The 23,073-nt window shown below is 47.2% G+C and carries 26 protein-coding genes; all 26 read left to right on the top strand.

Annotated elements, in window-relative coordinates:
- Positions 1 to 124 precede the first annotated feature (124 nt).
- The 26 genes from E4T81_RS12280 (at position 125) to E4T81_RS12155 (ending at position 23,063) form a co-directional block, all read left to right on the top strand.
- Positions 125 to 511, top strand: a complete 387-nt coding sequence (locus E4T81_RS12280) for a hypothetical protein (protein WP_135044980.1) — start codon at positions 125 to 127, stop codon at positions 509 to 511.
- Positions 508 to 786 carry a hypothetical protein gene (locus tag E4T81_RS12275; protein WP_135044979.1) on the top strand — a complete coding sequence of 93 codons (279 nt, stop codon included), beginning with the start codon at positions 508 to 510 and terminating at the stop codon, positions 784 to 786. The genes E4T81_RS12280 and E4T81_RS12275 overlap by 4 nt, the downstream gene beginning before the upstream one ends.
- 15 nt (positions 787 to 801) lie before the next feature.
- A complete protein-coding gene (locus E4T81_RS12270) occupies positions 802 to 1,404 on the top strand; it encodes a hypothetical protein (protein ID WP_135044978.1) in 603 nt (200 codons plus the stop codon).
- The gene (locus E4T81_RS12265; RefSeq protein ID WP_135044976.1) at positions 1,401 to 1,619 is read left to right on the top strand and encodes a hypothetical protein; all 219 of its coding nucleotides are present in this window, start codon (positions 1,401 to 1,403) and stop codon (positions 1,617 to 1,619) included. Before E4T81_RS12270 ends, E4T81_RS12265 begins: the two co-directional genes overlap by 4 nt.
- A 1-nt stretch (position 1,620) precedes the next feature.
- Entirely contained in the window at positions 1,621 to 1,896 is a 276-nt protein-coding gene (locus E4T81_RS12260; RefSeq protein WP_135044974.1) for a hypothetical protein, read from the top strand.
- Positions 1,893 to 2,201 (top strand): hypothetical protein, encoded by a 309-nt coding sequence (locus E4T81_RS12255; protein WP_135044972.1) that lies wholly within the window; start codon positions 1,893 to 1,895, stop codon positions 2,199 to 2,201. Before E4T81_RS12260 ends, E4T81_RS12255 begins: the two co-directional genes overlap by 4 nt.
- A 3-nt stretch (positions 2,202 to 2,204) precedes the next feature.
- Positions 2,205 to 2,393 (top strand): hypothetical protein, encoded by a 189-nt coding sequence (locus E4T81_RS12250; protein WP_135044970.1) that lies wholly within the window; start codon positions 2,205 to 2,207, stop codon positions 2,391 to 2,393.
- Entirely contained in the window at positions 2,380 to 2,664 is a 285-nt protein-coding gene (locus tag E4T81_RS12245; protein WP_135044968.1) for a DUF6527 family protein, read from the top strand. Before E4T81_RS12250 ends, E4T81_RS12245 begins: the two co-directional genes overlap by 14 nt.
- Positions 2,661 to 3,119: a hypothetical protein gene (locus E4T81_RS12240; RefSeq protein WP_135044966.1), complete on the top strand. Its 459-nt coding sequence runs from the start codon at positions 2,661 to 2,663 to the stop codon at positions 3,117 to 3,119. The genes E4T81_RS12245 and E4T81_RS12240 overlap by 4 nt, the downstream gene beginning before the upstream one ends.
- A 1-nt stretch (position 3,120) precedes the next feature.
- Entirely contained in the window at positions 3,121 to 3,558 is a 438-nt protein-coding gene (locus E4T81_RS16120; protein ID WP_371683050.1) for a hypothetical protein, read from the top strand.
- Positions 3,559 to 3,568: 10 nt separating this feature from the next.
- A complete protein-coding gene (locus tag E4T81_RS12230; protein ID WP_135044964.1) occupies positions 3,569 to 4,021 on the top strand; it encodes a hypothetical protein in 453 nt (150 codons plus the stop codon).
- On the top strand, positions 4,021 to 4,317 hold the full coding sequence (locus E4T81_RS12225) for a hypothetical protein (RefSeq protein WP_135044962.1): 297 nt from the start codon (positions 4,021 to 4,023) through the stop codon (positions 4,315 to 4,317). The genes E4T81_RS12230 and E4T81_RS12225 overlap by 1 nt, the downstream gene beginning before the upstream one ends.
- Before the next feature lie 302 nt (positions 4,318 to 4,619).
- Positions 4,620 to 5,975: an ATP-dependent Clp protease proteolytic subunit gene (locus tag E4T81_RS12220; protein WP_135044960.1), complete on the top strand. Its 1,356-nt coding sequence runs from the start codon at positions 4,620 to 4,622 to the stop codon at positions 5,973 to 5,975.
- Between the two features lie 30 nt (positions 5,976 to 6,005).
- Positions 6,006 to 7,070, top strand: a complete 1,065-nt coding sequence (locus E4T81_RS12215; RefSeq protein WP_135044958.1) for a hypothetical protein — start codon at positions 6,006 to 6,008, stop codon at positions 7,068 to 7,070.
- Between the two features lie 11 nt (positions 7,071 to 7,081).
- Positions 7,082 to 7,678, top strand: coding sequence for a hypothetical protein (locus E4T81_RS12210; protein WP_245207076.1), 597 nt, complete (start codon positions 7,082 to 7,084; stop codon positions 7,676 to 7,678).
- Between the two features lie 8 nt (positions 7,679 to 7,686).
- Positions 7,687 to 8,499: a hypothetical protein gene (locus tag E4T81_RS12205; RefSeq protein ID WP_135044956.1), complete on the top strand. Its 813-nt coding sequence runs from the start codon at positions 7,687 to 7,689 to the stop codon at positions 8,497 to 8,499.
- A gap of 6 nt (positions 8,500 to 8,505) precedes the next feature.
- On the top strand, positions 8,506 to 9,705 hold the full coding sequence (locus tag E4T81_RS12200) for a hypothetical protein (RefSeq protein WP_135044954.1): 1,200 nt from the start codon (positions 8,506 to 8,508) through the stop codon (positions 9,703 to 9,705).
- Positions 9,683 to 10,198 (top strand): hypothetical protein, encoded by a 516-nt coding sequence (locus E4T81_RS12195; protein WP_135044952.1) that lies wholly within the window; start codon positions 9,683 to 9,685, stop codon positions 10,196 to 10,198. Before E4T81_RS12200 ends, E4T81_RS12195 begins: the two co-directional genes overlap by 23 nt.
- 14 nt (positions 10,199 to 10,212) lie before the next feature.
- Positions 10,213 to 18,402 (top strand): hypothetical protein, encoded by an 8,190-nt coding sequence (locus E4T81_RS12190; protein WP_135044950.1) that lies wholly within the window; start codon positions 10,213 to 10,215, stop codon positions 18,400 to 18,402.
- A 396-nt stretch (positions 18,403 to 18,798) separates the two neighbouring features.
- Positions 18,799 to 20,277, top strand: coding sequence for a hypothetical protein (locus E4T81_RS12185; RefSeq protein WP_135044949.1), 1,479 nt, complete (start codon positions 18,799 to 18,801; stop codon positions 20,275 to 20,277).
- A gap of 10 nt (positions 20,278 to 20,287) precedes the next feature.
- The gene (locus E4T81_RS12180; protein WP_135044947.1) at positions 20,288 to 20,785 is read left to right on the top strand and encodes a hypothetical protein; all 498 of its coding nucleotides are present in this window, start codon (positions 20,288 to 20,290) and stop codon (positions 20,783 to 20,785) included.
- Positions 20,786 to 20,802: 17 nt separating this feature from the next.
- Positions 20,803 to 21,120, top strand: coding sequence for a DUF2279 domain-containing protein (locus E4T81_RS12175; RefSeq protein ID WP_135044945.1), 318 nt, complete (start codon positions 20,803 to 20,805; stop codon positions 21,118 to 21,120).
- Between the two features lie 38 nt (positions 21,121 to 21,158).
- Positions 21,159 to 21,650, top strand: coding sequence for a hypothetical protein (locus E4T81_RS12170; protein ID WP_135044943.1), 492 nt, complete (start codon positions 21,159 to 21,161; stop codon positions 21,648 to 21,650).
- Positions 21,651 to 21,800: 150 nt separating this feature from the next.
- Positions 21,801 to 22,094, top strand: a complete 294-nt coding sequence (locus E4T81_RS12165) for a type II toxin-antitoxin system HigB family toxin (RefSeq protein WP_135044940.1) — start codon at positions 21,801 to 21,803, stop codon at positions 22,092 to 22,094.
- 10 nt (positions 22,095 to 22,104) lie between these two features.
- Entirely contained in the window at positions 22,105 to 22,470 is a 366-nt protein-coding gene (locus E4T81_RS12160) for a type II toxin-antitoxin system HigA family antitoxin (RefSeq protein WP_135044938.1), read from the top strand.
- 254 nt (positions 22,471 to 22,724) lie between these two features.
- Complete coding sequence (locus E4T81_RS12155; RefSeq protein ID WP_135044936.1) at positions 22,725 to 23,063, top strand: hypothetical protein; 339 nt, start codon at positions 22,725 to 22,727, stop codon at positions 23,061 to 23,063.
- Positions 23,064 to 23,073 lie beyond the last annotated feature (10 nt).

Raw genomic sequence — 23,073 nt, 5'->3', positions numbered from 1 at the left:
AAGTAGAAATCTGTGGCTCCGGCAAGCATATTTGGGTCTACGAAGATGAGTTTACGTTAGACTAATTCACGACTTCTAAAAGGAGATCCTGACACCATTAACGAAACCGATAAATGACAGGAGTATGAAACAAGTGACAGCATACAGATGTCAGCACTGCGGCAAACTGTTCATGCGTGACTACAACTGCCGCAAGCATGAGCCTCAATGCACTAAGAATCCACTTGTACGTCCGCTGTGCTATGACTGCAAATTTTATCAAAACGCAGACGATAGAGAGGAGGTGAAAATATGGGTTGATTCCTATTTTGGAGAACAATGCTATACAAAGCAATTCTATCCCAATAAATGCACACACCCCGATAAGGATTGCAGACTGTTCGCAAACATTCATGTGAGCGAGGACACATACATTGCACTCACAGAAGAAGAATGGGAAGCTATGCCGACTCCCAAAGAGAAATGCCCTTATTTTGAGCAACACAAATATGGTAAAATAAGAGAGATATGAAAGCAATAAGAAAATCAGACGGCAAGGTGATTGAGGTTACGCCTGGCATATTCGGCTACAGCAGCGATAACGCTCATTATCACCCCTACGAGCTTGACTTCAAGGTGGAGAAAGCGAAGGAAGTGACCATTGACCGTGAAGAATATGAGCAGTTGTGCAAATACAGACGCTATTTCTCTAATTGGGCGCTAAATAAAGTGGAATGTATGCATTGCGGAGAGCTTAATCCTGACGGGTATATGTGCGCAACCTGCGGGAAAGATCCAAAACATTAAACCGAAGAAGAAGCAATGAAAAAGATAATGTTCTCAGATAAATTCGGACTCACCGAAGCCGTGTTGAGCGGTCGGAAGACGCAGACGAGGCGGATAGTTCCTCAAAAAGACTTAGATAAGGCATGTGAGTTTGCGATAGCGTACTTCAACGAAACATTTGATGTATTTGCAAACGATAAAGATGTTTTACAACATTACTTCTTTGTAGAGGAGATTGGCAAGCTGCCCTACAGAGTTGGCGAGGTCGTAGCCGTGGCGCAAAGATATAGAGACTTTATCCTCAACCCTATATCCATTCCTGCTGACATGGGGTGGTTTAATAAGCTATTTGTCCGAGCCGACCTCATGCCCCACCAAATCCGCATCGCCAACGTTCGTGTGGAGCGTTTGCAGGATATTTCCGATGAGGATTGTATCGCCGAGGGTGTCTGCAAGTGGACTAAAGATAGAGAACTATTCAAATATGACATGGCAGACGGTTTTGAAATGTTTGAATGGAGAGATATGCCGAGAACTCCCCGCGAAGCCTACGCCGCCTTGATAGACCGCATATCCGGCAAAGGAACATTTGAGAGCAACCCCTATGTATTTGTTTACGAATTTGAATTGATAAAATGAAACACCTTACAACCATCCTCGCAGCCGTCATTATCATAGCCGGGTTTGTCGGTGCAGGATTAAACATCTACTACGCAATCAGCAACAATCAAGATTATATCAGTAAGGCTGATTATCGCGGTCACAGCTATGTGCTGGTTCATGCCAACGGCTCAACAGGCATCACCCACGACCCCGACTGCCCCTGCCATAACAAACAATCAAATAACCAATAATATGAAACGTTTTAGATTCTATTTAGATAAAGAGGCTTGCGGCTATGATTATCGCCCGGTCGTATGGCCTATTAGATACCCATACTGGTGTTCTGGCGAAAATGCCGATAGTTTTATTCTCATAGCTTATGCCGAAAGCGAAGATGAGATAAGAAGCCTATGGCCGGAGGTGGAGGATTTCGACTTTGTGGAAGACGTTAAGGAAATAACCTTTTCAAGCAGATTCCCGAAGCCTGAATGGTACTGCCCGTGCCATAAGGAAGGAGGTGTGGAATGAGGAAACGAAATAAACAGTACCGTCCACAAGTGCCTAAGTTCAAAAAGGTATTCAACGGCTGTGACGAAACATTCAGAGCGATGTGGGACGCGCAGGGATGGCTTCACGAACATGGCTTTTCCTATGGTTCGACAGACGGTTCTCCGTATTGTCCCATACAAAAAGGCGAATACACGCTGCCGCAGAAACTGTATAATTTCGATGCCGGGGATAAGGCACTGCTTGCAGGCGTGATACGGTCATTCGATTATCGCAATGGCGATGTCGAGATTTGGCTTTATGATGAATTTACAGAAAAAAGTTAAGATATGAAAAACCCGACTGACCGACCGCAGAAACCAAAGCAGTGTGTGCATTGGCGCAGAGGAAGATGCGCAATAGCAATCAAGGCTGTCTATCGTCCGCGCAGGGCTACTCCCGATTTTATATGTGAACCCTGCCTAGGTATCTGCCCCGACTACGAACCCAAAAAGAAGAAAGATAATGAGAATAAATAAATTAAAGCCCGAATATGTCGGCACTATGCCCTCAAAATCAGAAATGAAAGAGGGTGTGCTGTATATCAGCCGAGTATATCTTACCACTGCGCATCTTTGCGCCTGCGGGTGTGGCAATGTAGTAGTATTGCCATATGGTCGCCGTGATGGAATGTTTTGGACGCTGACCGAAAGGCTGTCAGGCGTTACCATGCGCCCCTCTGTCGGCAGTTTCAATCTCCCCTGCAAGTCGCATTATTACATCACCGATAATAAAGTTGAATGGCTATGAACACCGAAGACTACGTTTCCTACCCCCTCGCCCTTGCGCTGAAGAAGGCGGGGTTTGATTTAGAAGTAAATCATGTATATGATAAAAATGGTAAGCTTTGGGAAGAGGGAATGCATGAAAATGCAGACTGTGATTGTACCGCCTATTTTGACTATAATAAAAGTGGTTACATTGAAGTTGGCGCTTCAGCTCCAACTTTGGCGCAGGCTCAGAAGTGGTTGAGAGAGAAGAAAGGCTATGATGTAGCCTTGTGTCCAGAAGGTGAATTTTTAAAGACAGAGAGAACTTACCGACATACAGGATGGAACTATTCTATAATTCGTATCAGCAAAATCGGCATTATGACTCCCGGCCCCATAGGCAACGTTCTAATGTCAAAATATGAGCAAGCGTTGAGTGAAGGCATAAAATCTGCATTGGAGCTGATAAATACAGAAGATCATAATCACGAATAATATGGAAACGAACTATGTTTACATTTTTGATTTCACACAAGGAATCCTTAATATCATCCACCTCACATCCGAAGAAGTGGAAGAATCACAAAAGTATGAGTCGTTTGAAGATTTTCTCATTACGCTCGAAGAAAAGTATGGCTTCAACTTATCCAATTGCCAATGGATGTGCAGTGAAACCATGAAAATCTATCTTTACCAAAATGGCAAAGAGGCTGACGCCCCTTTGCTTGATTATATCAAACAAATGCTCCATAAGAGCGAGAAAGACAGGCAGATCTGGGATGCGAGATCCACCGAGAGCTTTAAAAACGGAGATATCGACCTCGGACGCACCCAGAGCGAACGCAGAGCCATTGCCCTCGGAGAAGTCCGGGCGTATCAGCACATTCTCTCGAAGCTAGAATTCCCATTGCATTTTCAGCGTAAGCACATGTAAATCCGAACATATGAAAGAAACTACAACAACTATTGTAACCACCGAAGTTACACGCCGGGCTCCACGCAAAAAGACCATCGTAGGAGCTAAACACCTTGTTTCTGACGGCACAACGTATATCGTCGAGCAACACGCTCATAGGTGGCCCGGCGAGGGTAAAGGTATAACACGGATATCCGCGCACCAAGCTCAAAAGAAACTTGCCGAAGGTCTTACGAACTGCATGAGTCCCGAAGAGCCTCAAGGCAGAATGTGTTTGGCAACATCTTTGCTCCATTTGTCCGCCATCAGAAACGGGCTATGCGACATTGCGTCCAACCCCGCTCTAAGCATGCTCGATAAGGATGATTGTGAAAGGCTTCAGATTATCGCGGTACAGTTAAACGAGTTCATCCCCATATTGAAAGACATCATGACAAAGCGGGTATCACTCTTCGCCAATTACCAATTCCCAACTTTCTAATGGACATCGATAGTATCATAAAATCAGCGACTGTTAGGCTCGTAGAAATCAAAAAAGATATTTCCACGAGATCCCTCCAAGAAATAATAGCTGTTTACTGTGCTCGAATTGCATCTGCGGACGGTTCAATTCTATCAGTAGCCATTGACGAAATGGATTACCAATTATACTTTGATGTGGAAAGAACATCCGAAGGCAGATATGCCATTACCGGAGATATAGAAATAATTGATCAGGCCGACTATATCGGAATGTTCGATTGCGAACTTAAATTCACACCAGCGGGAGAGGAATAAACTCAACAAAATACATAAACGAGTGAAACTGTTATTTCACTGACAAGGCTCGGCATATCGCCGGGCCTTTTTTGTTTCATTTTGTTTTGGAAACACACCATAACCTGAAAATAGTGGTTTCGACGAGGACTGCCCGCCTCTCACCGGTGATATTCTTACGACACATTTGCCATTCTTGCGAAGTGTTTGATACATAAATATTTGGCGTCCGATAATCGCCCCTAAAAGCACTGCATCAATCATTGCACCTCATTCTCATAAGACCTTGATTTATAGCTCATAATCCATGCTTAACTTTGACATTGAATTATACTAACAACACCAATCCTGCAATGGCAAAACTCAAAATCTACAGCGACATAGTGGACGAGGAACAGAAGACCTTCACGGTGTCTATGGGCGGCCCCGAGGGGGTTTGCTACAAAGACGTGCAGGAGTTCATCGACGCTATACCGGAAGATGACAACGTCATCGACGTGCGAATTCATTGCTGCGGCGGCGACTGTGGTGAGGGTTGGGCTATCTACGATGCTCTCCGCCGGTCGGGTAAGACCGTATCTGCAACGGTTGAGGGCGAATGTTCCTCCATCGCCTCAGTAATACTTCTTGCAGCACCTGCTGAACGGCGGTACGCAAACAAGAATATGCGTATGTGCTTGCACAATCCAGCATACGAGTATCTGATGACAGACCTGCCTCTCCGCTACACACCTGATAAGCTCGATGCTCTTATTACTGAGCTCGAAGTGCAGTCAAAAGCACTGCGTGAAGAGCAAGACCGCATTTTGGATCTCTATGTGGAACGTACTGGAGCCAATCGCAAAGCATTACAAGCTCTCATGGATAAGAACACGTTCATCGACGCAGACCGCGCCCAAGAACTTGGTTTTATCAGCCACATTCTCGTACCCACGACCGCTCACAGACTTAGGAAACGAAATATCAAATCTCAAACCAATAACAAAACTATGGCTAAACCCAAACCCCAAGCAGGTAGCCCTGCTGAAAAGAAGCCCTCTGCTTTCGCTCGCTTTCTTGCCAAAGCCGGCATCGCTCGTGCGAAAGCCCAGGTTGTGACTGCAGCCGACGGCAATGAGTTCACGGTAGAACGTGAAGACGGCGATCCGCAGATTGGCGACGTTGCCTATCCTGACGGTACCTATGTTCTCGACGACGGCGTAAAGGTCGTAGTCGAAGGTGAAATCATCACCGACATCATCGATCCCGAGCAGAATGACGACGAACCCGACCCCATCGACTCTATGGACGACCCTGACGAGATTCGCGCCATCATCGCTGAACTCACCGGACGCCTCAAAGAAATCGACCCGGACGCCTCTCCCGAAGAGAATGCACCACAGGTGGAAGAGCTGCAGGCGACTGTCGAAGAGCTGCAGGCGACCATTGAAAAGCAGGAAACAGAGCTCAAGAGTGCCCGTCCCATCGTTGCTAAAGTCAACAAGGCCGGAGGCATGGCATGGCTTGACGCAACCATCGGCATGCGCTCATCTTTCACCCCTACCAACCGCCGCTTCGTTTCTCATGGAGCACCCGCCGGTGGAGGCCAAGCGACACCCACTGAGTCAAAGACTCAGAAGGCTATCCGTGAACGCCGCGAGGCTACCACCGCAAAACGCGAGAAACGTGGTAAAAAGTAAACCAATCGTGTAACCATTTAACCAGAAATTATGATAAACTGGAGTCAATTTACCGTAGACAACGGGGCAATCACGGACCTTCGCGAATTGCTCTTCCTCACGGTGTTTGATGATCCCGACATCGACCTGACTGTAACCACCAAAACTGGTGTAAAGAACGGTGAAAAGCTCGGCTACATCAACGACCTCGGCGACGTTGGCCAGAAAGGTGGCGGTTGCGACCCGACCTACTCCAAAGTCAACATCACCGGCATTCAGAAGGAATGGGAACTCGGCGACTGGGAAATCCCCAAGGAAATCTGCTATCAGGACCTTGAGGATACCATCGCAGAATCTTCCCTCAACACTGGCACAGAACGTGCTTATCTTCAGGACACTCCCTATTGGGATGTTTTGCTCATGCCACTTCTCCAGAGAGCTATTCGCGAAATGTTCTGGCGTATCGTGTGGTTCGGAGACAAGGATGCCAAGAATATTGCCGGCGGAGGTGTTCTCAAAGCCGGAGTGGATCCCACCCTCTTCAATATGTGTGACGGTCTGTGGAAGCGTCTTCAGGCGATTATCGCAGCAAACAGCAAGCAGCAAACAGAAATTGCAGCCAACGCTGAGGCCACCTATGCAAAACAGAAAGACGGAATTCTCTCAGCGGGCACCGCAATCAAAATTTTCGACAATCTTTTGGCTGACGCAGATTCCCGCATCTTTGATGACGATAAGTCCGCTATATTCTGCACTTCGTCGCTGTTCAAGGCCCTCCGCACCGACATCGTGGAACGCTATGGTCGAACTACAATGCCGTTCGAGAACGTAGGTGCCGGCATCACCCTCTCGCAGTATGACGGTCGTCCCATCTATGCTATTGACATCTGGGACCGCATGATTGCCAAGTACGAGGACACCGGTACAGCCCTGAACTGCCCGCACCGTGCTATCGTCTGCTCCCCTGAGAATCTCTTCGTGGGTACGAACGACAAGGACAAAATCGCAAACCTCAGTGTCACATTCAACGACGTGGACCGCAAGAACTACATCTACGCCGCATCTAAGATCGGTACTCTCGTAGGTGAAGACGCGCTCGTCCAGGTTGCAATCTAAATCTCGGAGATATGGCTACAGAAAGTTGTGATTACCAGTTGGCCGCCGACCTGGTGGCCAGCTGTGCCGTAAAGCCGGTAAAAGGTATCAAGTCGTATGGTTTCATCATGAACTACAACGACATCGATTTTGAGGCCGCCGCCCGTGACGCTCAGAATCCCAACATCGTGAAGTCACTCATTTTGAAGACTGGTAAAAAGGCCTACAAAATGTATGTTCCCGGCAAGAGTCCCTACACTGGCACGAAGAAAACTCTGTCAGCCGGAACATATCGAAACCGATTCAACAAAGACGTATCAATCGTCATCCTGGACAATGGTCCTGATGTGTCCCACAACATCATAGACCAGCTTGCCAATGGTACGTTCGTTGTCGTACTGGAGAATAAATTCCCAGGCTCCGACAACAAGAATACTTTTGAAATCTATGGACTTGAAGCCGGTCTCACGGCTACAGCCCTAGATGACGACAAGTATTCTGACGATACCGAAGGCGGTTGGCTTGCCACACTCCAGGAAGAGAATGCTCCCACATCAGGCATTTTCCTCTATGCCGAAAGCCTTGCAGCAACCCGCACAGCCCTTGAATCTCTCGTCAGCGGCTCATAGTCTGCCATATGAGTAGTTACGAAGATACTATGCAGCGATTGTCTGAAATGAGAAGCCGTTTCCAGAGCGGCTTCTCTTCTTCAGACAGGTTGCTACTTGACTCGCTACACAGGAAGCTGTTCGGTAAGGACATTACCAAAACCGGCTGTAGCGATTGTTACCGTGACGCTTACGTCATCATTGTCAACCATCTTAAAAAAACAAAGACCATGCCCAAGACGCCAAACTATGTGCTCAAAGGCGGAGCCTTAATCCACCCATTCGGCACATCAAAATTTTATACAAATCCCATATCCGACGAAGTGGCTGAGGAACACCTAAGCAATTTCCCCGATGAAATCAACAAGTATGCCCATTATCCTGACGATTGGGAAGCACGCGCCGCCGCTTTCGCAAAACGGAAAGTTGCGGAAATCGAAGCAAAAAAGACTCATGAGGAAGTAGAGAAAGTTACTCCGGCAGCAGATAATTCCGAAGAGATTGAAAACCTTAAAGTCCAACTTACAGAAGCGCAGGAAGCAGCCGCAAAAGCTGAATTATTGCGCACAGAGGCTGAAAACAAAGTCAGAGAACTCGAGGAGGAAAATACCAACCTCGAAAAGCGCATCGAAGAACTCAATGCCAAAACCGGCAATCAAACGGCTTCGGACGGAGAAGGTGTAGAGTCCGAAGATGTGGCTCTGCTTCGCATGGAACTGGAAACAGCAAAAGCCGATCTCGATGCAGCCAACGAAGAAATCGCAACCCTCAAAACCGACAACCGCGCACTCAAAGCAGCCAACACCCGGCTCAAAAACAACGGTGCCAAGGACACCGAGTAATACTCGATGAATATAAATAGCGTCAAACGTTCTCCCAAGCGTCTCACAACCGCCTACTGGAGTACTCTCAATATCCAGGCATACGGAAAGGATAACCTATATCCTCAGCGTATGCTAGACTTGATATTGAATAGTCCGACAGGGGGAGGATGTTGTGACCGCTATCAGACATTCATAGAAGGTAACGGATTAAACGACACCAACTTTTCAGAATATGTCGTAAATAGAGCCGGAGATACAGTCGACGATATATTGGGACTTATAGCTCAGGATATGGCATTATATCATGGTTTCGCACTTCATGTCAATTACAATCTTGCTTGCGAAATCGTAGAACTTAACCATATACCGTTCCAAAACTGTCGTCTTGAGGAAGAAACCGAAAGCGGATCGGTAACTTACATAAATATACATCCGGACTGGACTGGCCATAAGACGCGTAAGGGTAATAAAATCCTTGTGGATAAGGGACATGTGGATAAAATATACACGTTCAATCCCATTAAAGAAGTAATCCTTGCTCAAATCGTCAAATCCGGCGGTATTGACAAATATAAGGGCCAAATTCTTTGGTACTCCATGGATGGTCGTTTCGAGTATCCTAAACCGATTTACGACAAAGTGGTGACCAATCTTTCGACAGACGAAGGACTGGATAACGTCAAATATCGCAACACCCGAAATAACTTCCTGATGTCAGGTATGCTCATGCACAAAAAGGGGGTGGCGACCGGCCTTGATGATAATGGAGATACAAGGAATGAATCGACTCTTGACGACATAGACTTCGTTAAGAGCCTTGATGCATTCCAAGGCGATGTAAATGCCTGTTCCATCATAGATGTAACCTATAATTCTGAAGAAGATAAGCCGGAATTTGTTCCGTTTGAATCCACCAACTTTGATGATAAGTTCGACTCTACGGAAAAAAGTACGACCGAGCGAATCTATTCAGCTTTCGGCCAAGAGCCATGGTATCTCATACGCACTGGCAAGACTGGTTGGAGTGGAACGGCAGTCAAAGAAGCCTACGAGTATTACAACTCGTATGTCGCCAAAGAGAGACGTGCCATATCTCGAGCACTGAAAAAGATATTCGACCACTGGTATGAAGAAGTCAACCCAAACGGTGACTACTCGATTCAGCCTTTGGTCTATGTGAGCAACCAATCAAACGAAAGCGATGGAGCACATAATAAGCCCTGAAGAAGTAGTAACACTTGGCCGACCCATCGGTAAGGTCGAAGATTCAAAATTACTCGCATACATCACCGAAGCTGAGCAAATGAATATTAAGCCGGCACTCGGAGACGCGTTGTTCTTAAAAATCCTCGCCGAAGGCGACAGTAACGACATATACAAGCTCCTGCTTAATGGCGGCACATACAATGACTGTAATGGAGAAATGCGGTCTTTTATGGGTCTCAAAGTCGCACTCTCATACTATGTGTATGCGCAGAATGTAATGACAGGAGACTTCCAAAGTACCCGCTTCGGCACTGTCGTAAAGCAAGGCGACTACTCTCGTGAAATTTCGAGTAAAGAGCGGTCAGATTGCTACAACAACGCTCTTGAAGTAGCACACCACTATCTCAACGAGTGTGTTGCCTTTTGTAAATCTCAAAATCTTTTCCAATCAGGACGTAACCGTCGAGTGATCTCCGCTGGTGGCTGCACCATTCGCAAAATAGGAAGTTAAAAAACAATCTTACTATGGGTCTGAATAATAAAACCAATCTCAAAAACCAAGCCGACCTTATCAGATATGAGGACGGTGAGGGCAAAAACACGGCAGAGCGAGTCGGAAAAGTCCTTGTTGACATCATCGAGAACGTCGACCAATCGCTTTCCACAGAAACGAGTGAACGAGCATCTAAAGACAACACGCTTCAACAGGCTGTAACAGTAGCATCAAACACGGCTACTACTGCATACAATGAGGCCAAAGATGCAAAAACAAAAGCAACAGCGGCCCAGTCTACTGCCGACACAGCTAAAAGTACAGCCGAAGCAGCTAAGAAAGTTACCGATTCCAAAGGTATGCCAAGCGGCATTGCTCCTCTCGATGCCAACGCAAAAGTGCCGGCAGCATACCTTCCTGGTTTCGTTGACGATGTTGTTGAGTTTCACGCTATGGTCGAAGGTATCACAATCCAAGACTCTCCGACAGGCGCAAAGTCAACCACGCCCGGTGCAATGCTTGTGTATAACAAGGAAACAAACAAGTTCATACTTGCAGTAAGTACGATTTATGCTCAAGATTCTGTTATAGACTGGGGCGGCGTTCTGCGTCCCCTCCGAGGAACTACGGTGGCAGACATTCCGTCGGTGCAGGCAGATGATGTCGAAATGTCAACGCCTACGATTCCTGGTGGCATACTCCGTCCCGGACTCAGTGATTACTGGACTGATAAAGAAGGACACCTCGAACTCAACATGGCGGTGTTCAAGTATTATTCTGACTGGGCCGATAAGGAAAATTTTGGGGTAGTTACAGCAGATGGTGTTACCCCAGAGTCTGGCAAAGTTTATATCAGCACCTCTGACAACAAGACCTTTCGTTGGAGTAGTAGTGAACTCGTAATAATCGGAAATGACCTCGCGCTCGGAGAGACCGCAAACACTGCTTTCCCCGGAGACAAGGGTAAAGAGGCCTACGAGCAGTCAATCGAGAATAGAAATCAGTTGTCGAACCATAGCCACCAGCTCATGGCTACGCTGTTCCTCAACCTGAATGCGCTCTATGACACAGACGAACCATTCTACACACTCCAGAGTGCAGTAAGCTCAGTTGATGAAGCTTACCAAGCCTATGGTGCAGTAGTTACCTTTCTCATGGCTGAACTCGGCAGTAATGGCGAGGAGAAATACAAATGGGTAGCATACCAGTGGCAGAAGAATGTGTTCGACGAAGATGCCGATTGGAATGACGTCACCCAATGGAAACCATTTGGCGGAGGTGGGGCAGCTGTCGGCAATACGTTCAACGCCACGGTAGAAATACCCCTCCCAGACGGAGAGTATTACTCGGACATAATGGCTGAAACACAAACTCACAATGTCCTCAATGCAGTTTTTGCAGCCGACAAAGCATTGCTCGGTTTGCAGATTACATTCGCCATTAGTGCTGGCTCTTGGAAAACATATCAATATGTCGGTCCCAACGTGACCGAGGCCCAGTTCAAGAGTACCAAGAATTGGATAGACCTTGCAGGGATGTCCGCCGGCGCAGAGGCTATTATCAATGTAGATAATCTCTGCCCCCGAACCGTAACCGGCTACTACACGAAAGACAGTGCCATTGATGCAATACTCTCGACACAGCAGTCTTCCGGCATCACTTACGCCAAGAGTGGTCTTATATTGACATTTCGTGCCGAAGAATACAAATGGGAAACCTACCAATTTACCGGAGAAGTAACCGACTTTGCCAACAAAGAACTCTGGAAAGAGTTTGGCGGCGGCGGTGCTGTAAAAACCTCAGACCAGCCCGAAAACGGTGGCAAAGACGCATTTTCAACAGGGGGGGCCTACGAAATGCAACAATCAGCTTTCGACCATCTTGACCTCGACCAAGATGCCGACAACCATATAATCAAGGCTGTTGACAAGCGAGGCAACGAAATGGGCGATCCCATCATGCTCCCCAAAAGCACCGGTTCGGGCTCCGCAAGTGGCTCCACGCTCTCTATATACCTCGAGAACCCTGCCATATACGCAGCGTTTGGTTCTGACATCATAGCAAATGCTGCCATTAAGTCTGTTACATTCGATGGCGATACAGAGGTATTGGGCGTCATCCGTCGTCTCGAAATCATCGACGCAACAACCGGGCTTTCCTTATGGAGCGAGAATGTCAATCAGAATTCATCGACCTCAGCGACAAACTACACGTTCAAGTTCGACTTCACTCCATACTTCGCAGAAGCGGCCCAGCGAGACTTCACTATCGTTGCCTACGATGCAGAGGGCAACGTGAAGCGTCGTACCGTTACGGTAACAGCCGTCGATGTAACTTGTACTTCCGTGCAGACTATCAACTATACCTCAAGCTCGGTACTAGAAGTAGGCGGCTCGTCTAAAAACCTGCTGATGTATAAGTTCGCCAATAACGTATCGAAGCAAGGTGTGAAAGTCATGACCGAGATATATCTTGACGGCGAATGGAAGAAACTCGGCGAGGCGACCATCACAGATAGCTATTCGCACTCAATCTCGATTGATCCTTGCAATGTGCTCGGAGGCGGAGAGCGTCTTGAGCACGGCTCCTATCCAATTCGCATATCCGGCGAGGATGTTGCGTCGGGCGTTAAAGGAAACACAATTTACTCTACAATAATGTGCGTTGACTCAAAGTCTAACGTACCCATTGTGGCACTCCGTTACAACGATGTTAACAATGGCATTGTCCGACTGTATGATAATCTCGAACTGGAGATTGCAGCATACACGCCTGGTAAGGAGCCCACAACAGTAGAAGTATACATGAACGGAGAGGAAATTATCTCCAACGATTGCTACATTTCCCAGACTTATCCAATACGCAAGCAGATTCAGGGCTACGATACCGACGGCTCCACAATAATACAATTCTATGCGAAGAGCGGAGCCAGCCAAACCAGTCCTATATCGGTGCGCGTAGTAGGATCTGCTATTTCTGCCATCATTAAGGAAGGAGCACTCTTTGGATACGACTTTGCCAGCCGTTCGAATTCTGAGGCCGATCACACAATTACCAATAACGGTTATACTATGGACGTTATTGGGGCTAACTGGTCGTCGAATGGTTTTGCAACCTACCTCAACGAGAACTGCCTGCGTATTGCCGAAAATGTCAAAGCCCGTATCCCTTACGCCCCGTTTGGCTCGGCTGCCACTGAACGCACAAATGGTATGGCGTTCCAGTTTGCCTTTGCAACAAATAACGTTAAGGATGAAGACGCGAAGCTCATGGAGTGCTACGATCCTAACTCTGGTGCTGGCTTCTATATCTGCGGTAACAAGATTGTGGTGTGCTGCAAGAACGGTACGCCCTCGCAGATTACACGCTCATTCCGATGCAGTGAAAAAGTTACAGTAGGAATTGTTGTGGAACCGTCCACAATAACCGTCAATCGTGGCTCCACTGATTACTCCACCATCAAACTATATGTCGACGGTGAAGAAATCGGTGCTATTGGCTATGTTTCCAATTCCGGCGCGATTCTCAACCAAAAGCAGATTTCATTCGACGGCACAGACGGAGACTTTTACCTCTACTATACACTTGCATACGATAGCTATTACGAGTGGGCTCAGGCATTCCAAAACTATCTTTGCAAGCTCACGGACACCAATGCTATGATTGCCGAGTTTGACGCAGAGAATGTCCTCGATAATCAGAACCGCCCCTCGATGGATCTGCTCAAGGAGAAAGGTTTCCCTTACTACGTTGTAGTAGCCCCCCAAGCTACATTCGACAGCTTTGACTCGGATATCGACACCAAGACAAATTTCTTGTGTACGCTTTATTACTTCCACCCAACTTTGCCGTGGAGGTCCTTCAAGGCAGAAAACGTGCGTTGGCGTCGTCAGGGTACTACCTCAGCCAAGCGTCCTATCAAAAACGACCGCTTCTATCTCTGCAAAGAAAAGAACTGGAAGATTACCGCACTCAATCCCGACTACACCAATGCTGATGCACTCAAGACGTACGAACTGTTCAGCATCGGATATGTGCGTGTGATCGAGAACTCTATACCAGTAGCTATCCTCACAGTTAAGGTCGACTACTCCGATTCATCCATGGCGAACGACTGCGGCGTGTGTGATATGATGAATGCCACTTTCCGTGCCCTCGGAAGCGATTATATCACCCCAGCGCAGAGGGCCTTCGACGGCACGTGGAGTAAGAGCGGTATATCTGTAACCGGCTTGCAAATGAATCACTCGACTGCCAACCACCCAATTGCCGCTTTCCGTGCAACCAACGATTCACTTAGTGATGCCTGGTTCCATGCCCGTGGCAACTGGAAAGAAGACAAGGGTGAGCAGGTGGCACTCGGTTTCAAAGACACATCAGGCTACAACAAAGGCTGTCGCAACTATGGCGACTTTGTTGAATTCTTCGGCAAGGCAACTTTCAATTCCGCCGGCAAGTTCCAAAGCCAGGAAACACTCACGGAGATTATGGCTCGTTTCAAAACCACCGAAGGACTTGATACGAGCAAGCTATATCTGCTTTCGCAGTATTGTGGACGTGACTACATCTTCATGCGCCACAGCGGTGGCGAATGGGCCCGCTGTACCGGCTCTATGAAGCAGGTCAACGGCAAGTGGCAGATTATCGGAGATGTCCTCAATCCAGTGTCTGGCTATGAGCTTATCACATACGATGCTATGGACTGGTTTATGGGCGTCGGATCAATCGACGATATGATGGCACCCGTCGAAACGCAGTCATCATGGGTGTCAAAACTCAGCCTCGGACAGCAGTCATACCCGGCATGGACGCAGTATTTCGAGTGCATGATTGACGACGACCAACTGCAGGAAGACCTCGCAATGGGCCGCAAGGTTCCATATGAGCTGTTCAATGTACTCAAGTTCTGTGATTCTTGCGACTATTCCAAGGCCGCACTCTCTGCAACATGGAAACAGTTGTGGAGGGATAACGCATGGCGTTATATGAGCATTCAGTCGCTTCTGGCTTACTACACATTCACCGACTATCTCGCCGCTGTGGACCAGCAAGCCAAAAACATGCAGCCCATGTTCTTCCTCGAAGATGGCTGCTGGGTGGAGAATGGAGAATACCATTCCCCATCGGCGATGGAGCCCATACGCATGTACTTCAATAAGGTTTACGACTGTGATACATGCAACGGTAAAGATAACGATGGCGGTAACACAATTCCTGCTGAGCTCGATCCTGCTGAAGACGACAAGTGCTACGCCGGCCGTGGCTCTATCTTATGGAACAATCTCCGTCGCTGCGACAATCAGGAAATGGTTGCAAATGCTATGGGCGGTACCCTCACTCTTCCCGGTGTTGTGGACCTCATGCGTAATCTTCCTGAGGTCGACGGTATCGGTGCTGGCCCATTCTCGCCTAAAGGCGCGAACTATTACTTCGTGCAGAAGCGAATTGCTTTCTGGCCCAAGGTAGTTTGTACGTTCGACTGTGAGCGCAAATACATCAAGTATTCTGAGCTATACACAGATATCTATTATTACGCACTCCATGGTTCCGGCCGTCAGTCGCTCCCCCGATTTATTGAGCAACGTTGGCGCATCCGCGATGGTTATTACCAAACCGGTGACTTCAAGGATGCAAGCCACGTACTTGGTGGTCGTATCGGAGCCAAGACAGGAGCTGTAATTCGTTTCCGTGCCGCCAAGTCCGGCTACTTTGGTATTGGTAACGATGGTGGCAACGTAACGCAGGGCATGTACCTCAAGGCCGGCGAGCAGGGCACTTTCACCAACTTCCAGCACGGCGATAATATTCTTCTCTATATCTATCAGGCCGACCAGATGAGCGAAATTGACCTCTCGCAAATCTCCTTGGACCCGAACTTCCAGTTCTCGCAGATGAAACTGGCAGAGAAAATCGTTATCGGCTCGACCAACCACCGTCAGTCCTGGAGACTATCTCCAGGCAACACCGGATTCCTCACCAACATGAATCTCGGCGACCTACCGTTCCTCACTCACCTCGATGTAAGAACTACTGAAGTGGCATCTATCAACGCCGCAAAATGTCCTCGACTGGAAAGTGTGCTTGCATCAGGTTCGGAACTGACAAACATCAGCACTGCCGAAACCTCTCCGATAAGCACTTTGGAGTTGCCAGCAACTATGACGGAGTTAAACTTTATCAACCTGCCGAATCTCACATATCCCGGAGGTTTGACAATCGCAGGCATGTCAAGTGTTAACCGCCTCATGCTAGCCGGCTGTCCGAATGTTGACCCGTACACACTCATCAGCGGCATCGTAGGTTCGTCTAACCTCCGTTACCTCCGTTTGCCGGACGTGAATATTACGGCTCCCTCATCTATCCTAAAATCTCTCCGCGCAAGCGGTGCTATAGGTCTCGACCCCACGGGGAGTGCCTATGAGGAAAGCAATCAGTGTTCTGGCGTAACGGGTCGTTGGATTATGGAAGACCTCATTGATGACACCGAACTTGACAAAACCAAGCCTAACAGCCTTGCAGCATACTTCCCGCAATTAACCCTTTTTAACTCGCAGTATTCGTGCGTCCGTTTCGATGATACCGACGACGACTGTCAGAATATCACGAATCTCGATAACGGCACAAGTAAGGAAGACTATGAGCCAAGCGGTCACTTTGTCAAGATATTCGATGCAGCCCACCCGTACCGATGCACCTACGATTCCCGAGAGTCCAAGCTGCTCGCACGTCAGATTATGGATACCAACTACAATCTGATGGCAAACGGCACCGAGTATGATCCGACAGACCAAGCAGGCGAGGGCTTTGATGTGATGCTCGGTTTCGGCCTATATTGGTATAAAGGCGTTAATGACTTCAAGAATCAGAAAAAATATCTGTTTGCTTGCAGTTTCGCCTCTCTGCCACTCTCCACGGCAATGAAAACCAATCGAAAGAAACTGGCTGATATTCTTGTGAAGGCGTACTCTTGTGTCTATACATCCAATAACGGGACGGCACTCTCAAAGGGCGAAGACTACGAGATAGTCGATAACGCCAACATGAATGTCTATGAACTCGAAGTTGAAGGCATGAAGCAGGTTCGCTGGCCCGGGCTCAACAACGCACAAATTGGCGCGGTGTTCGTAGACGAAAACGACAAAGTGGTAGGTACATTCAATATGGCCGTAAGTCATTCACTATTCGATTTCTCAATCGGTGATTATGTGTTCTGCGATGTGCCAAGCGGTGCCAAGAAGATTGTGTTCACATCGCCTACTGGCTTTGATAACCTTGAAGCTATTGCAGTTGACAGTGCCGCTATCGAGGCCATCGAACCAGACTGGGTATGGGTGCCTATGCGTTTCGTCGGCATCTACGGCATGAGTGTTGACGCTCTTATGCGACCTCGTTCAATCAGTGGCGTAAAAACTCGCACAGGTACCGGCACATCGGTAACAAATGCCGATTGGAAGTACGACAACGAGGGCAACATCACGAATACTTCTGTTCCCACCTCTACTATGAACTATACCTATGCCGACATACTAAATCTTATCGAAATGCGCGGCAAGGGTTTCCACGGTATCAGCTATGAGATAAGCAAGGACATCGCCAACCTTGTGATGGCGTTGACTGGAACCCGCGACATTCAGGCTTACGCTGGATATGGTTGTGGCTCACAGTACGTTACCGGACAGAATAATTTCAACAGCTATGGAAAGGTTACAAGAAAATATTCCGGTTCAAACATCGGCAACATTATATTCGGTATACAGAACTTTGTCGGCTGCAACTGGGAGGTCATGGACTTCATTGCCGCCAATGTGCCCTCATTCGCTCAGTACAAGAAAGACAAGCGTATTGCGACATCATCATACCCGCTTGATGCAAAGTACCATGTTGTCCGCAACTATCAGACGAAAGAGGAAAGCGTTATCCAAGGCTTAAACACCTCTGGATACTGCATCGGTCGTGTTAAATTTGGCAGATACTGCGACATAATCGCCTCGCGAGTGACTACCGACAACAGCAAGTGGAATAAGAACTATTCTGACGGATACTATTATACTAATGATAGGGGCCGGTGCGTCGGTCGGTCGTACTACAGTGCGAACGCGAATGGCGGTCTCGTCTTCTCGAGCGCGTATTACGCTTCTTCGAGCTCGAGCACGAGCGTCAGCTCTCGGCTCGCCTTCAGCGGAAATTTCGAAATAGTTGAATCTGCGGAGAGCGCGGCATAACGAAAAGCGTCGCTTCGGTTTCGGGCAACAAAGCCCGAGGCCGAAGCCCATTGCATATTGTCAAACTCATAACCCCAAGAGATAACAAGGAAAAGAAACTTTCAAAAAAGGTAGAGTATCCCAAAGCCGGTGCGTCGGTCGGTCGAACAACAATGCGAACGCGAATGGCGGTCTCGTCTACTCGAACGCGAATAACGCTTCTTCGAACTCGAACACGAACAACAGCTCTCGGCTCACATTAAGGATAAAACGGTGCTCCCTCACCGTCAACAGAATCGTAAGACCCTGCTCGGCGGCGTGTCCGTCATTGCATTTCTGCGAGGGATACGAGCCTCGGCAACAGCAGACGAAAGTCTGGAAAGCGGAAACATCACAGGAGTCCTGAAGGCTTTAATAATGGATAAGATTGTAGAAATACCGTTCATGGATGTGGAGTTACCGTCCCGGCAGATAATCGGGGCGAACTCAGACGTATTCCCTCTCGATAACCTCATCGGCGAGATTATCGACCCAAATAATCTGTCCGAAAGTTTCGATTACTTAGTAAGTCATCTTGAAAACAAACATCAGCGTGAACACTTTTGGCCCAAAAAGTCAGAGTTTCTTAATCTCCTCGAAAAACAACTTGGCGATGGGTCTTTTAGAATCTACCGGGAAGAACTACGGGAAATGAAGGTTACGGACGGTCCAAAAGCAAGGATTGTTCATGCACCACCCGTATTCAAGCGTATAGGGATACAGGCAATTATGCGGCCCGTTGAAAGCCATGTATATCCTACGCTCATCCACAATACTGCCGCAAGCATCAAAGGGCGTGGTATGCACTGGCTCCATCATGTAATGGTGAACGACCTGCGGGCCGACATCGAGAATATGATGTTCTTCGGACAGAGTGATTTCCAGGGGTTCTATGATTCGATAGACCAAATCTTAATGATGGAGTGCGCTAGAGAATATATCAGCGACCCGCTGGTACTGCCGATGATTGACAATCTTATTTGCGTGATGCCAAAAGGGCTATCTAAAGGGCTACGCTCATCACAGTGCTTTGCTAATCTATTCCTCAGCAAGCTCGATAAAAAAATGTGTGGCGTTGTCAGATGCCATTATCTCGAAGAGCTTGAGGCTCCGGTATATTCCGGCGAGGGGTTAATAATTGGTAAGGGCGACAAGATTATTCGATTTCATTATTACAGATATTGCGATGACATCGTATTCTTTGCACATGATAAGAAAGAAGCCTGGGCAATATATGAAGTCCTTGTTGCTGAGGCAAAAAACCTCAAACTGACTATTAAAGTTTCTTTTGCTATACGCCCCATTACAGAGGGGGTAGATTTTCTCGGCTATAGAACATTCTATGATGCAGAAACTGGAGAAATCTATTCGCTCATCCGAAAAAGAATAAAAGTTAAAGCGGCAAGAGCATTACATCGAGTAAAATCCCGAAAGCGGCGACAGCAGATCATAGGCTCATTCAAGGGCATGGCCTGCCATGCCGATTGCAAACATCTATACTTCAAATTAACAGGACAACATATGGCAAAATTCAGCGAATTAGGGTTGAAATATACTCCAGCAGACGGCAAGAAGCGGTTCAATTGCCAGCACATGTCGCTTGGCTTGATAACCAACAGACCTATCGAACTTCTGGACTACGAGAAAGACATCAAGACACGTTGGGGAGAATCCCGATATGTCGTGCTGTTCCACTTTGTAGGTGATGTAACAGAGTATAAATTCTTCACAGACAGCGAAGAAATGAAGTCTTTACTCGACCAGATGAAAGAACGTGGGCTTCTCCCTGGTACGGTAGAGACAACAATCGTGCAGAAGCAGGGCACCGGCGCACTAAGAATTTATTCATTCTCATAATACTTCTAATATGGAAAAAAGATACGGCGCGTCAGGCCCGCAGAATGGCCTGGAGAAAATAGGCACAAAGAAGTGGGCTGTTTTCTATGGTTTCGGCAAAGACTCCGAAGACGACGAAACCGGCTACAATTGGTATCAGACCTACGACCATCGGCCGACACTTGACGAAATCAAGGCTGACATTGTAGCAGAGATCAAAGCTGAGAGCGACTTTAAACTTCGTTACGGCTACCAATGGGGCGGCATGACCGTGGAATACTCCGAAGCTCTGAAAACAGACCTAACTGGTATGCTCGTTGCTATCCAGGGAGGCATTATGCAGTTCCCGGTAGAGGTAAATCTTGGAAGCAAGCCTGACGGTACTCCGCAGATACATTCATTCACTAGTTTTGAAGAACTCGGAGCGGTGTCAGCAGGTATCGCCGCCCATCGTGCGCAAGTTAGTAAAGAGGAATGGATGGCTATCCAGGCTCTCGGCAGCATGGAGGAATACTCGGAAAGTCAATAAATACTAAATACGCCTATATGACAAAGATTTGTAATGACAAGACTGGTGCCGATAAGAAGCTCCACGTCTTCTGTGAATTCGTTATCGCCACCATCATTGGTGTGCTTGTATCATTCATGCACTTTCCATCAGCATGGATAGCGGCTGGCATCGCCTATGCCGTGGCTCTTGCCTTCGGTATTTGGAAAGAGATAAAGGATAGCAAGAAGAAGGGAAACCATTTCTGTATTTGGGACCTTGCATGGGACCAGGTGGGCTGTCTCGGCGGATCGGTTGTTGCGTTCCTCGCAAACTACTACACTTGGTACGACATTGCCATCAAACTCCTTTATTAAAATCACAGCGGCCGCAGGCTGCCTTAACACCAATCGTTATGACTGAAACAATACTCGCAATTATTTCTTTCGCAATCATCGTCATATACCTGATTGCATATGTTATCTCAAGAGGACTACCAACCTCTATCAGCGTGACATACTACCACACAGAATCGAAATTCCTTTTCCCCGCCGTGATTGCACTCTGCGCGGCATTGGCATGGGTGCCACTCTTACGAGTTACTCCGGAAAACATCCAGTATCTCGCTTTCCTGATTTGTGGCTCCATTGTTTTCGTAGCCGCCTCCCCAGCGTTCAAAGATGAACTCGTAGGAAAAGTCCATACCGGAGCGGTCGTAATTCTCGGTTTGTCTGCACTGACTTGGATTATAATTGCATCAGGAATACCCTATGCAACTATTTTGGGTGTTATCATCGGGGTTGTGCTCAGGCGCAAATTTGTCTTCTGGCTCGAAGCCGGTATTCTCGTCGACATCTATGTGAATTTATTTGTACTACTTCATATTTGCAGTTCCTCAGGCGCGTGAGCGTCGAAAGAGCGTTCAATGTTCGGGAGCGTCAGTAATGGCGCTCCTTTTAATTTGTAAATCTTGCAGTTATGATTAAATAATCCTCCCTTAATTTGCGTATATGATTATTTATTTGTAACTTTGCATAACACAAATGATTACAATGATATGAGAGTTATCACGGAAGAGCCTCTGAAAGAATATATCTCCAGGCACCCTGACACCAAGACACCATTACAAGAGTGGCTGAAAATTGTCAAGGCTGCCCGTTGGGAAAATTTCGCCGATGTCAAAAGAGACTTCAATAGCGTTGATAACGTGGGAAACCAGCACTATGTATTCAACATCAAAGGCAACCACCACCGACTTGTCGTTGTTATCAAATTTACAATAAAGTGGGTTTACATCCGATTTATCGGTACTCATGCAGAATATGATAAAATAGATTGTTCAACCATCTAATATTTTATATATGACAAAGATAGAGAATGAAGCTCAATATCGCTGGGCCCTCCAAAGAGTAGAGGAACTCTTGCCGTATGTAAAAGACGACACGCCTCTGACAGACCCGCACAGCATGGAGTTGGAGTTGCTGTCTGGATTGGTGGCGGATTATTCTGATTCACATTTTTCAATTGGAGAGCCATCGTTAGTCGATGTCATCAAAATAAGAATGCAGGAAATGGGGCTTACACAAGCGTCCCTATCCAAACTTCTCGGTATAGCTCCAACGAAAATATGTGCATATCTTTCAGGAGAAAAAGAGCCTACCCTCCGGCAAGCGCGCGCAATCAGCCAGAAACTGAATATATCTCCGTCTATCGTACTTGGAGTATAAAACTCCGGTAATTTCATATAACTAATTCTGACCCTGCCAATATAATGGTGGGGTCTATTTTTTGCCAGTCCATTTAATCAAATATGCAAAAAGAGGTGCAGAATACATTTCAGCGCACAGTCATTTCTAATCATAATGACGATAATTTGCAGATATGATTAAAATAATCACTCTAAAACTTGCATAAATGATTATTTTTGATTATCTTTGCGTATGCAAATAAGATAAAAATAATCCAAAACTACCACAAAGAAATGAAAAAAGAACTCGACATCTACGAACCATACGTCAAGGAACTCTGGGACTTCTACAACGAAGAAACGAAAGAAGCTGGACTATCATTCGCCGAACACTGTTATTGCGAGTTTGCGACTGGCCCCGAAATGACCGGCGCGCTTGAACTTGGTGGATTCTGCCCTGACAACGAGAATACTCAAGAGTATGCGAACATGAACGATGAGGAACAGAAAGCTGAAGTTGAGTTAAGGTTCAAATACTTTATCAAGAGAGCCGGCGAAATCCTCGACCAGCAATTTCCTGAGCAGTCTCTCGCAGAAATCGAGGCCAACGCAAAGAAAGTTCTCGGATACTAAATCAAATAAA

This window comes from Barnesiella sp. WM24 (assembly GCF_004570975.1).
Lineage (GTDB): Bacteria > Bacteroidota > Bacteroidia > Bacteroidales > Muribaculaceae > Muribaculum.
This window is presented reverse-complemented; position numbering and strand designations above follow the sequence as displayed.

Excerpts from the sequence above, each read along its gene's own strand:
- E4T81_RS12280 (WP_135044980.1), top strand. The coding sequence starts at position 125 with ATGAAACAAGTGACAGCATACAGATGTCAGCACTGCGGCAAACTGTTC.
- E4T81_RS12275 (WP_135044979.1), top strand. The coding sequence starts at position 508 with ATGAAAGCAATAAGAAAATCAGACGGCAAGGTGATTGAGGTTACGCCT.
- E4T81_RS12270 (WP_135044978.1), top strand. The coding sequence starts at position 802 with ATGAAAAAGATAATGTTCTCAGATAAATTCGGACTCACCGAAGCCGTG.
- E4T81_RS12265 (WP_135044976.1), top strand. The coding sequence starts at position 1,401 with ATGAAACACCTTACAACCATCCTCGCAGCCGTCATTATCATAGCCGGG.
- E4T81_RS12260 (WP_135044974.1), top strand. The coding sequence starts at position 1,621 with ATGAAACGTTTTAGATTCTATTTAGATAAAGAGGCTTGCGGCTATGAT.
- E4T81_RS12255 (WP_135044972.1), top strand. The coding sequence starts at position 1,893 with ATGAGGAAACGAAATAAACAGTACCGTCCACAAGTGCCTAAGTTCAAA.
- E4T81_RS12250 (WP_135044970.1), top strand. The coding sequence starts at position 2,205 with ATGAAAAACCCGACTGACCGACCGCAGAAACCAAAGCAGTGTGTGCAT.
- E4T81_RS12245 (WP_135044968.1), top strand. The coding sequence starts at position 2,380 with ATGAGAATAAATAAATTAAAGCCCGAATATGTCGGCACTATGCCCTCA.
- E4T81_RS12240 (WP_135044966.1), top strand. The coding sequence starts at position 2,661 with ATGAACACCGAAGACTACGTTTCCTACCCCCTCGCCCTTGCGCTGAAG.
- E4T81_RS16120 (WP_371683050.1), top strand. The coding sequence starts at position 3,121 with ATGGAAACGAACTATGTTTACATTTTTGATTTCACACAAGGAATCCTT.
- E4T81_RS12230 (WP_135044964.1), top strand. The coding sequence starts at position 3,569 with ATGAAAGAAACTACAACAACTATTGTAACCACCGAAGTTACACGCCGG.
- E4T81_RS12225 (WP_135044962.1), top strand. The coding sequence starts at position 4,021 with ATGGACATCGATAGTATCATAAAATCAGCGACTGTTAGGCTCGTAGAA.
- E4T81_RS12215 (WP_135044958.1), top strand. The coding sequence starts at position 6,006 with ATGATAAACTGGAGTCAATTTACCGTAGACAACGGGGCAATCACGGAC.
- E4T81_RS12210 (WP_245207076.1), top strand. The coding sequence starts at position 7,082 with ATGGCTACAGAAAGTTGTGATTACCAGTTGGCCGCCGACCTGGTGGCC.
- E4T81_RS12205 (WP_135044956.1), top strand. The coding sequence starts at position 7,687 with ATGAGTAGTTACGAAGATACTATGCAGCGATTGTCTGAAATGAGAAGC.
- E4T81_RS12200 (WP_135044954.1), top strand. The coding sequence starts at position 8,506 with ATGAATATAAATAGCGTCAAACGTTCTCCCAAGCGTCTCACAACCGCC.
- E4T81_RS12195 (WP_135044952.1), top strand. The coding sequence starts at position 9,683 with ATGGAGCACATAATAAGCCCTGAAGAAGTAGTAACACTTGGCCGACCC.
- E4T81_RS12190 (WP_135044950.1), top strand. The coding sequence starts at position 10,213 with ATGGGTCTGAATAATAAAACCAATCTCAAAAACCAAGCCGACCTTATC.
- E4T81_RS12185 (WP_135044949.1), top strand. The coding sequence starts at position 18,799 with ATGGATAAGATTGTAGAAATACCGTTCATGGATGTGGAGTTACCGTCC.
- E4T81_RS12180 (WP_135044947.1), top strand. The coding sequence starts at position 20,288 with ATGGAAAAAAGATACGGCGCGTCAGGCCCGCAGAATGGCCTGGAGAAA.
- E4T81_RS12175 (WP_135044945.1), top strand. The coding sequence starts at position 20,803 with ATGACAAAGATTTGTAATGACAAGACTGGTGCCGATAAGAAGCTCCAC.
- E4T81_RS12170 (WP_135044943.1), top strand. The coding sequence starts at position 21,159 with ATGACTGAAACAATACTCGCAATTATTTCTTTCGCAATCATCGTCATA.
- E4T81_RS12165 (WP_135044940.1), top strand. The coding sequence starts at position 21,801 with ATGAGAGTTATCACGGAAGAGCCTCTGAAAGAATATATCTCCAGGCAC.
- E4T81_RS12160 (WP_135044938.1), top strand. The coding sequence starts at position 22,105 with ATGACAAAGATAGAGAATGAAGCTCAATATCGCTGGGCCCTCCAAAGA.
- E4T81_RS12155 (WP_135044936.1), top strand. The coding sequence starts at position 22,725 with ATGAAAAAAGAACTCGACATCTACGAACCATACGTCAAGGAACTCTGG.